Source organism: Streptomyces sp. NPDC032822 (assembly GCF_055578825.1).
Genome location: NZ_JBVIOL010000044.1, coordinates 1 through 11,115, shown reverse-complemented (window position 1 = coordinate 11,115; position 11,115 = coordinate 1). Strand labels below are relative to the sequence as shown.

At 70.2% G+C, this 11,115-nt stretch carries 3 protein-coding genes; all 3 read left to right on the top strand.

Going from position 1 to position 11,115, the window contains the following annotated elements; all coding sequences use genetic code 11:
- On the top strand, positions 1–531 hold a 531-nt coding region (locus tag ACZ5VD_RS43645), incomplete at its 5' end, for a condensation domain-containing protein (RefSeq protein ID WP_468686042.1).
- Positions 528–6,974: an amino acid adenylation domain-containing protein gene (locus ACZ5VD_RS43640; protein ID WP_468686040.1), complete on the top strand. Its 6,447-nt coding sequence runs from the start codon at positions 528–530 to the stop codon at positions 6,972–6,974. The genes ACZ5VD_RS43645 and ACZ5VD_RS43640, both read left to right, overlap by 4 nt.
- Positions 6,971–11,115 (top strand): amino acid adenylation domain-containing protein (locus tag ACZ5VD_RS43635; protein ID WP_468686039.1); only part of this gene is annotated, 4,145 nt, incomplete at its 3' end. The genes ACZ5VD_RS43640 and ACZ5VD_RS43635, both read left to right, overlap by 4 nt.

The window sequence follows — 11,115 nt, the reverse complement described above, 5'->3', positions numbered from 1 at the left end:
TGGTTCACCAGCGTGCACCCCGTGGCGCTCGGCGCGGTCACCGACGGCGACCTGGGTGCGGCGCTGCGCCGCACCAAGGAGAACCTACGAGCCGTCCCGCGGCGCGGCCTGAGCTACGGACTCCTGCGCCACCTCACCGACCGGGCGTCCGATGGCCCGGCGCCGGAGGTCAGCTTCAACTACCTGGGCCAGACGACGCAGGCGGTTCGGTCGGCGGGGAGGTTCCGGCCGACCGGACAGCGGATCGGCGAGCCCGAACCGGCCCACGCCGACCGTGCCCACCTGCTCTCGATCAACAGCCAGGTCGCCGGAGACCGACTGGAGATGGTCTGGACGTACGGCGGCCAGGTCCACGACGAGGCGACGGTCGACCGGCTGGCGCGACGCTACATCGAGGTTCTGAACGAGCTCATCGACCACTGCCTCCGGCCCGACATCGGCGGCTACACACCGTCGGACTTCCCCCTCGCGGGGCTGGACCAGGACGCCCTCGACCTCATCCAGCGGCGGTTCGACACCGGAGGTTCATGATGACGGCGTCAGAGACGGCCACCGGCGGGCGCAACCGCACCATCCAGAACATCTACCCGTTGACAGGGCTGCAGCAGGGCATGCTGCTCCACACCCGGCTCGCCCCGGAACCAGGCATGCACTGGGCGCAGTACGGCTACCTGCTCGACGGTCCGCTGGAGCTGACGGCCCTGCGGCGGGCGTGGGAGCTGGCTTTCGTACGGCACGAGGTGCTGCGCAGCGCGGTGGTGTGGGACGGCGTACCGGTACCGGTGGCGGTGGTGTCACGGGAGGTTCCGCTGCCCTGGCACGTGGTGGACGCGTCCGACCTCGACGAGGAAGGCCGTCGTAAGGCGGTCGACGACTATTTGGCCGCGGACGCCGCGCGCGGTGCGGACTTCACCGCGCCCACGCTGACACGCATCGCGGTGATCCGGCTGGCCCCTGAGCGGCACCAACTGGTGTGGAGCCACCACCAGATGATGCTGGACGGATGGAGCGTCCCGATCGTGATCGGGGAAGTACTGCAGGCCTACGACGCCTTCCGCTCGGGCCGACGGCCGCAACTGCCGGTGCGTACGCCGTTCCGGGAGTTCGTGGCCTGGGCGACGCGGCAGGATCAGGGCGAGGCGCGGCGCTACTGGGGGGAGTATCTGGCCGGAGTCGGCGAGCCGACGACGCTCGCGGTGGAGCGCGCCACCGGAGACGAGGGTCAGGCCCTGTACCCGGTGGAACTCCCCCCGGCCGTGAAGGGCGACGGAATCACGGAGTTCGCACGACGCCACCGGCTGACACTCAATACCGTCGTGCAGGGCGCGTGGGCGTTGCTGATGTCGATCTACAGCGGGTCGGACGACAGTGGGTCCGACGACAGTGGGTCCGACGACAGTGGGTCCGACGTCGTGTTCGGTGTGACGTCGTCGGGGCGTGGCGGCCAGATCGACGGCATGGACTCCATGGTCGGACTGCTGATCAACACCACCCCGGTACGGGTTCACCTCGACCGCGACCGGCCCCTGACCGAGTGGCTCGCCACGCTCCAGGACGAGCAGGTGCGGGCGCGCCAGTTCGAACACACCCCACTCGTGACGATCGCGGCGAGCAGCGGTCTGGCCGCCGGACGGCCTTTGTTCCACAGCCTCTTCGTCTTCGAGAACTACCCGGTCGCCGACCTGGAGCAGGGTACGGAACGGTCGGCGGCCGGCGGTCTGCGGGTGGACCGCAACCTGGTCAGTCAGCAGGCCGACCAGCCACTGGTCGTCGTCGCCGGCTGGCGGTCGGAGTTCACGATCAGGCTCGCCTACGACCGGTCCCGCTACGACGCCGCCACGGTGGCACGTCTGGCGGAACACCTGGCCGTCATCCTCGACGCCCTCGCCGCCGACAAGGGACACCGAGTCAGTGATCTGCCGGCTCTGACCGCGGCCGAACACACGATGCTGCTCGACGAGCGGAACCGCACGGCCGTTCCTCTGCCCGCTGTGGGTGGGGTGCATGAGCTGATCGCCGCGGAGGCCGCGCTGCGTCCGGATGCGGTGGCGGTGGTGTGTGACGGTGTCTCACTCACCTATGCCGGGCTGTTGGAGCGGGCAGGCCGGGTGGCGCACTACCTGTGTGAGGCGGGGGTGGGTGCGGAGTCCGTGGTCGGGCTGCGTCTTGGCCGTGGTGTCGACATGATCGTCGCGGTGCTGGGGGTGTGGCAGGCCGGTGGCGCCTACCTCCCGCTGGATCCGGAGTATCCGGTGGACCGGCTGGAATTCATGGTCGCCGACAGCGGGGCCGAGAGGGTGATCGGTCCTGCCGAGATGGCTGCGGCGCTGGCCGGACCGTCGCGGACTCCCGAGATCGTGACCCATCCGGGCCAGCTCGCCTATGTGATCTACACGTCGGGTTCGACAGGCCGTCCCAAGGGCGTACAGGTCACACATGGTGGTGCGGTGAACCTGGTGGTCGGTCAGGGTTCTTCGTTCGGAGTGCAACGCGGCGACGTGGTCGTGCAGTTCGCCTCGTTCGGATTCGACGCCGCGGTGTCCGAGATGTGCGTGACGCTGGCCGGCGGTGGCACGTTGGTCGTGGCCACTGCCGAACAGCGCCTGGAGCCAACGGCGTTGGCGGAACTGCTGCGCTCCGAAGGTGTAGCGGTGGCGACCCTCCCGCCCTCGCTGTTGCGGGTGCTGGCACCGGACGCCCTGGACGGTGTGCACACGCTGGTGGCGGCGGGGGAGCGGCTGGACGCCGACCTGGCAGCGGTCTGGGCCCGGCGGCACCGTGTGCTGAACGCCTACGGGCCGACCGAGACGACGGTGTGCGCGAGCATCGGCGTGGTCGAGGACGGCGTGCCCTCGATCGGGACGCCGATCGCCAACACCCGCGTCTACGTGCTGGACAAGAGATTGCACCCGGTCCCGGCAGGAGTGGCGGGTGAACTGTTCGTCGCCGGCCGGCCGGTGGCGCGGGGCTACGGCGGACGGCCCGCCTTGACCGCGGAGCGCTTCCTGCCCGATCCGTTCCAGGCCGACGGATCGCGGATGTACCGCACCGGAGACCGCGTGCGATGGCTGCCGGAAGGGCGGCTGGAGTTCCTCGGCCGCGCCGACGCGCAGGTCAAGGTACGTGGCTTCCGGATCGAGCCGGGCGAGGTCGAAGCGGTGCTGACCGCTCACCCCCGGATTGGCTCGGCCGCCGTGACGGCGTTCGGTGAAGGCACGGCACGGCATCTGGTCGCCTACCTGGTCCCGACCGAAGGCATGCCGGACGTCGCCGAGTTGCGCGCGTTCACGGAGAAGAGCCTGCCCGCTCACATGGTTCCGTCGTCGTTCACCGAGCTGGCGGCCCTCCCGCTGACACGGAACGGAAAGACCGACCGGGCCGCGCTACCCGCCCCGGACGGCTTACGGCCGAGGCAGAACGGATACGTCGAACCCGCAACCCCCGTCGAGGAGTTACTCGCGGGGATCTGGGCCCAGGTGCTGGGCGTGGACCGGGTGGGCGCCGAGGACGACTTCTTCGCACTGGGCGGGCACTCGCTGCTGGCCACCCAGGTCCTCTCCCGGGTCCGTGACGTGTTCGAGGTCGACGTACCGCTCGCGGCGCTGTTCGATCAGCGGACCGTGCGCGGCCTGGCAGGTGTGGTCGAAGAGTCGGCGACGCAGGGAGCGGTGGCACCACCCATCCGGGCCGTCGAGCGGGACGAGCCGTTGCCGCTGTCGTTCGCCCAGCAACGGCTGTGGTTCCTGAACCAGATGGAGCCCGGATCCGCCGAGTACAACGTCCCGTCAACCATGGAATGGACCGGCGAGCTGGACGTGCGGGCGCTGGGCGCCGCGCTGAACGCCGTCGTCACCCGGCACGAGATCCTGCGTACCCGGCTGGTCGCCGGGCCCGACGGCGTCCCCCACCAGCTGGTCGACCCACCGGCCCTCGTCCCGTTGCCGGTGATCGACGTGTCGACCGCCGCCGACCCGGTGCCGGCGGCCAGGCGGCTGGCCGCCGCCGACGCGACGACCCCCTTCGACCTGGCGGCCGGGCCGCTCGTCCATTGGGCACTGATCCGTATACGGCCGGACGAACACCTGCTGGCCCTGACGCTGCATCACGTTGTGGTCGACGACTGGTCGGTGCGCATCCTGCGTCGTGAGGTGTCGGCCCTCTACGAGGCGTTCGCGGCGGGGGAGCCGGACCCGCTGGCACCGCTCCCCGTGCAGTACAGCGACTTCACCATGTGGCAGCGGCAGTGGCTGTCCGGCGAGGTGATGGCAGATCACCTCACATACTGGAAAGCACGGTTGGACGGGGCGCCCGTGCTGGAGCTGCCTACGGACCGGCCCCGTCCGCCCGTCCGGTCGAACGCGGGCGGGGTCGTCTCGTTCACGGTGCCGGAAACGGTCGCGGCAGGGCTGCGGTCTGTCGCGTGCGACGCGGGCGCCACACTGTTCATGACCTTGCTGACGGCCGTCGCGGTGGTCCTGGGCCGCTACAGCGGCCAGCACGACGTCGTGGTCGGCACGCCGGTGGCGGGCCGCAACCGCGTGGAGACCGAGGACCTGGTCGGGTTCTTCGTCAACACGCTGGTCCTGCGCACCGACCTGTCCGGCGATCCGACGTTCAGCGAACTGCTCGGCCGGGTGCGGCGGACCGCGCTGGATGCCTACGCTCATCAGGACATGCCGTTCGAGCAACTGGTCGACGCCTTGGTCACCGAGCGGGACCGTTCCCGCACGCCCCTCTTCCAGGTACTCGTCAGCCATGTGGTGGGCGAGCCCGGCGCCGAGGACGCGGCCGGCGCGACGGACAGGGAGAGGGCAGACGCGGAGAGGGCAGACGGAGAGGCTGCGGGCGAGGCGCTCCCGGTGAAGTACGACCTGCTCGTGACGCTGGCGGACGCCGCTCCCGCCGGCTGCCTGACCGGCGTGATCGAGTACAGCACCGCACTGTTCGACGCGACGACGGTGGAACGCCTGGCCCGGCATCTGGGCACCGTACTGGAGGCGGTGGCCGAGGACTCCGGCCGTCCGCTGTCGCGGCTGCCGATGCTGACGCGGGCCGAGCGGGCCGCCCTGGCCGACGAGTGGAAGGGCACACCCGCACCCGCACCTGCACGCGAAGCCGCGGCCGTAGTCGCCGACGGGGTGCCCGAGCAGATCGCCGCGCGGGCGGCGGCGGATCCGGACGCGGTGGCGGTCGTGTGCGACGGCGCCTCGCTGACGTACGGCGGACTGATCGCGCGGGCGAACCGTCTCGCACACCACCTGCGCGCCGCTGGTGTCGGAGCCGAGTCCGTGGTGGGGCTGTGCCTGCCCCGGAGCATCGACATGATCGTCGGGATGGTCGCGACATGGCAGGCCGGCGGAGCCTATCTGCCGCTGGACCCTCAGTATCCGGCCGAGCGGCTGGCCTTCATGGTGGCCGACAGCGGCGCCCGCGTCCTGGTCGCGCGGGGCGGCCTCGACGCCCGCCCGGTGGACGGCGAGACCGTGGTGGTGCGACTGGAGGACCCGGCCGTCACCACGGAGTTGGCGGCCTTGCCCGCCACGCCGCCGGACGTGACGAGGCATCCGACCCAACTGGCGTACGTGATCTACACATCGGGCTCGACCGGACGGCCCAAGGGCGTTCAGGTCGAGCACGCGGGGGTGGCCAACATGGCGTCCGCACTGCGGCCCGTGCTGGGCGCCGGGCCGGGCGTGCGGGTGCTGCAGTTCGCCTCGTTCAGCTTCGACGCCGCCTCGCTCGATGTCGCGGTCGTCCTGGCGGCCGGCGGCACCCTGGTGGTGGCGACCACCGCGGAACGGGACGAACCGGAGCGACTGACGTCCTTGGTCAACGACGGCGCGCTGCAGAGCACCAGCGTCACACCGTCGCTGCTCGGCGCGCTCGACCCGACCGCACTTACCGGCCTGCGAACACTGTTGCTGGGCGCCGAACCGCTGACCGCCCAGGTCGCCGCGGACTGGGCACCAGGCCGGCGGCTGGTGAACACCTACGGACCGACCGAGGCCACCGTCATGGTCACGACCGGGACGGTCGGTCCGGGTGCCCGATCGGCGCCCCCGATCGGCACGCCTGTCGAGGGCAACCGGCTGCTCGTCCTGGACGAGTGCCTCCGGCCGGTCCCGGTCGGCGTGCCGGGCGAACTGTTCATCGGCGGTGCGCAGGTGGCCCGGGGCTACGGCAGCCGTCGGGCGTTGACGGCGGAACGGTTCGTCGCCGACCCGTTCACGGGCGACGGGTCGCGCCTCTACCGCACCGGCGACCGGGTACGGCGCCGGGACGACGGACAACTGGCCTTCCTGGGACGCATCGACCAGCAGGTGAAGGTGCGCGGGTTCCGGATCGAACCCGGTGAGATCGACGCGACGCTCGTCACCCACCCCGACGTGCGATCGGCGGTGACCACGGCATGGGGTGAGGACGGCGAACGACGGCTGGTCTCCTACCTGGTCCCCGCGGACCACACGAGGGGCGTCCCGGAATTCGGCGATCTCCGCGCCCATCTACGGCGGAGCCTGCCGGAGTTCATGGTCCCCGCGGTGTTCGTGGAACTCGCCGCTCTCCCCACCAACCGGAACGGCAAGCTCGACCGGGCCGCACTGCCCGCCCCCGACGGGGCCAGGCCGGAGCTGGCGGCCGGCTACGTGGCGCCGGTGGGCGAGGCCGAAGAGACGATGGCGGGGATCTGGGCACAGGTCCTCGGCGTGGACCGGGTGGGCGCCGAGGACGACTTCTTCGAGCTGGGCGGCCACTCGCTGCTGGCCACCCAGGTGATCTCCCGCGTCCGCACCACATTCGGGACCGAGATACCGCTCTCGGACTTGTTCGACCGGCCCACGGTCCGCGCGCTGGCGGCGGACGTCGAGGAACGGATCCTGGCGGAGATAGAGCACTTGTCGGAGGCCGAGGTGCTCCAGCTGCTGGATGCCGGCTCCCCGGCCGCGACGACTGACGAGGATGGTGTTACCCGATGACGGTCTCCCCTGCGGACCTGCTCGACGCACTCGAAGGCCGCGGTGTCCGTTTCGAGGTCACCGACGGGCGACTGCGCGTCTCCGCGCCCAAGGGCACCCTGACGCCCGACCTGCGCGAACAACTGCGGGAACACCACGAAGAGATCATCGACCTGCTGGGGAAGCGGAACGACGGGCGGGCCCTGCCGCTCGTCCCGGCCCCCCGGGATGGCACCCTGCCGCTGTCGTTCGCCCAGCAGCGACTCTGGTTCCTCGACCAACTCGCCCCGGGCTCTTCGGCGTTCAATCTGCTGTCTCCGCTGCCCCTCGGCGGGGACGTGGACGTGGCGGCGCTGGGCGAGGCGCTGAGCGCGCTGGTGGCGCGGCACGAGGTGTTACGCACCCGGCTGGTGGCGGGTTCGGACGGCGTGGCACAGCAGGTGATCGATGCGCCCTCGCCACTCGCACTGCCGGTCGTGGACGTGTCCGGTGAGACGGGCCGCTACGACGCCGCCGAACGGCTGGCCTACCAGGTCGCCGAGACACCGTTCGATCTCGCCGCCGGACCACTGCTGCGCGGCCTGCTGATCCGACTCGGCGCCGACGAGCACCTGTTGGCCCTGTCGATGCACCATGTGATCTTCGACGACTGGTCGACACAGATCCTGCGGCGCGAACTGACCGCGCTGTACGAGGCGTTCCGCGCCGATGAGCCCAACCCACTGCCGCCGCTCCCGGTGCAGTACGCCGACTTCGCGGTGTGGCAGCGCCAGTGGCTGACCGGCGAGATCCTGGACGGCCAGCTGGCGTACTGGAAGGAACGGCTGGCGGGGCTGTCGGTCATGCAACTGCCCACGGACCGGCCCCGCCCCCCGGCGCGGTCCAGCGACGGAGCATGGCTGGCGTTCGCCATCTCGCCGGAGACATCCGAAGGCCTGCAACGGATCGCGCGCGCCGGCGGCGCATCGATGTTCATGACCCTGCTGGCGGCGTTCTCCGTCGTCCTCGGCCGGTCGTGCGGAACCGAGGACGTGGTGGTCGGCACCCCGGTCGCCAACCGCAACCGCGCCGAGATCGAGGGCCTCATCGGGTTCTTCGTGAACACGTTGGTGATGCGGACCGATCTGTCGGGTGATCCGACGTTCGGTGAGCTGTTGGGCCGGGTGCGGGAGGCCGCGCTCGGCGCGTACACGAACCAGGACCTGCCGTTCGAGCAACTGGTGGACGCTCTCGGTGCCGAGCGGGACCGCTCCAGCACACCGCTGTTCCAGGTGCTGTTCAGCCATGACGCCACCGACGCCGAGGGACGCGGTGACGCGGGTCAACAGGGCGACGACAGCCCATCGCCTGGCGGCCAGGCGGCGGCGAAGTTCGACCTGGCCGTGCGGTTCGCGGGCGGCGGCGGTGGCCTGACGGGAGAGATCAAGTACAGCACCGACCTGTTCGACGCCGAGACGATGGAACGCATGACCGGGCACCTGGTCACGCTGCTCGACGCTGTCGCCGTGGATGCGGAGCGGCCGTTGTCGACGGTGTCGATGTTGACGGTGGCGGAGCGGGGGGTGCTGATCCATGACTGGAATGACACGGTTGTTGGTCTGCCGGGTGTGGGTGGGGTGCATGAGCTGATCGCGGAGCGGGCGGTGGTGTGTCCGGATGCGGTGGCGGTGGTGTGTGACGGTGTCTCGCTGACGTATGCGGGGTTGTTGGAGCGTGCGGGTCGGGTGGCGCACTTCCTGGGTGAGGCGGGGGTGGGTGCCGAGTCCGTCGTCGGGCTGCGTCTGGGCCGTGGTGTCGACATGGTCGTGGCGGTGCTCGCGGTGTGGCAGGCCGGCGGCGCCTACCTTCCGCTGGATCCGGACTACCCGGTGGACCGGCTGGAGTTCATGGTCGCCGACAGCGGTGCCGCGATGGTGATCGGTCCGCGCGAGATGGCTGCGGCGCTGGCGGGACCGTCTCGGACTCCCGAGTTCGTGACCAGTCCCGACCAGCTCGCCTATGTGATTTATACGTCGGGTTCGACGGGGCGTCCCAAGGGTGTGCAGGTCGCTCATGGCGGTCTGGTGAATCTGGCAGTGGCGTTGGGTCCGGTGCTGTGTGCGGGAGCGGGCGTCCGCTCCTTGCAGTTCGCATCGTTCAGTTTTGATGCCGCGGTGTTGGATATGGCGGCGGTGTTGGTGGCCGGTGGCACGCTGGTGGTGGCGTCGGCCGAGGATCGGGCCGAACCTGCACGCCTGACCTTGATGGCGGTGGCGGGTGGTGTGGCGTCCGCGAGCGTGTCTCCGTCGTTGCTGGGGACGCTTGACCCGGTGCAACTGCCGACTGTGGGTTCGTTGTTGGTGGGTTCGGAGCGGGTGAGTGCTCGGGTGGCTGCTGACTGGGCGGCCGGCCGGCGGATGTTCATCGGGTACGGGCCGACCGAGGCCACGGTGATTTCTTGTGTGGGGGTTGCCGACGCGGCCAGTGTGGAGGCGCCGTCGATCGGGGTGCCGGTGGCCAACACCCGTGTGTACGTACTGGATGAGCGGCTGTGCCCGGTTCCGGTGGGTGTGGCGGGTGAGTTGTTCATCGCGGGCGTGGGTGTGGGGCGGGGGTATGTGAACCGTTCGTCGTTGACGGCGGAGCGGTTTGTGGCTGATCCGTTTGCGGCGGACGGGTCGCGGTTGTACCGCTCGGGTGACCGGGTGCGGTGGCTGGCGGATGGTGAGCTGGAGTTCCTGGGCCGCGCCGATGAGCAGGTGAAGGTGCGTGGGTTCCGGATCGAGCTGGGTGAGGTCGAGGCGGTCCTGACCGGGCATCCGGGTGTGCGGGCGGCGGCGGTGAGTGTGTTCGGCGAGGAGTCGGACCAGCGCCTTGCCGCCTATCTTGTGCCGGCCGATCAGGTCGTGGGTATTCCGCCGGTGGCTGGGCTGCGGGCGTTTGCAGCGGAGCGGTTGCCGGAGTTCATGGTCCCGGCGGTGTTCGTGGAGTTGGCCGCGTTGCCGTTGACGGCGAATGGCAAGGTCGACCGCACGGCACTGCCCTCGCCGGAGGGCGCCCGACCCGAACTCGGTGGGTATGTCGCTCCTCTGGGGGTGGCGGAGGAGTTGCTGGCCGGGATCTGGGCGCAGGTGTTGGGTGTGGACCGGGTCGGCGTAGAGGACAACTTCTTCGAGCTGGGCGGGGATTCGCTGCTGGCCACGCAGGTGGCGACCCGGATGCGGCGGATGTTCGGGGTGGAGATCCCCTTGACGGTGTTGTTCGACGCGCCGACGGTGTGTGGACTTGCGGCGTTGATCGAGGGGCTCGGCCGAGATGCTGAGGCCCCGCCGATGACGCCCGTCTCACGCGACCAGGCGCTGCCGTTGTCGTTCGCGCAGCAGCGGTTGTGGTTCCTCGATCAGTTGGAGCCTGGTTCGACCGAGTACAACGTGCCGACGGCGTTGCGCTGGTCCGGAGAGATGGACATCGCGGCGCTGGGCGCTGCGCTCGACGCCGTGGTGGCGCGGCATGAGGTGTTGCGGACGCGGCTGGTGGCGGACGTGGACGGGGTGGCCCGCCAGGTGATCGACCCGCCGTCGCCGTTCCCGCTCTCCGTCACCGACGTCTCCCGTACCGACAATCCGCCGGCTGCGGTGCAGGAACTGGTGGCGGCGGACGCGATGACGCCGTTCGACCTCAAGTCCGGACCACTGATCCGTGGCTCACTGATCCGACTGGCCGCCGACGACCACGTGCTTGCCCTGACCATGCACCACGTGGTCTCGGACGAGTGGTCGGGTCGTGTGTTGCGTCGTGATCTGACGGCGTTGTATGAGGCGTTTCGTGCGGGTGGGCGGGATCCGTTGCCGCCGTTGCCGGTGCAGTATGCCGATTTCGCGGTGTGGCAGCGGGCGTGGTTCAGCGGTGATGTCCTTGAGGGGCAGTTGGCGTACTGGCGTGAGCGGTTGGCCGGTGTGCCTGTTCTGGAATTGCAGACAGACCGGCCCCGCCCCGTAGTGCGTGCATCAGAGGGAACGGCGTTCAGGTTCCGCGTTCCCTCGGAGACCGCCGAAGGGCTGCGGGCGGTGTCCCGCGCGGGCGGCTCGTCGATGTATATGACGTTGTTGGCTGCCTACTCCGTCGTGTTGGGTCGGCACAGTGGTCAGGAGGATGTGGCTGTCGGGACGCCGGTCGCGAACCG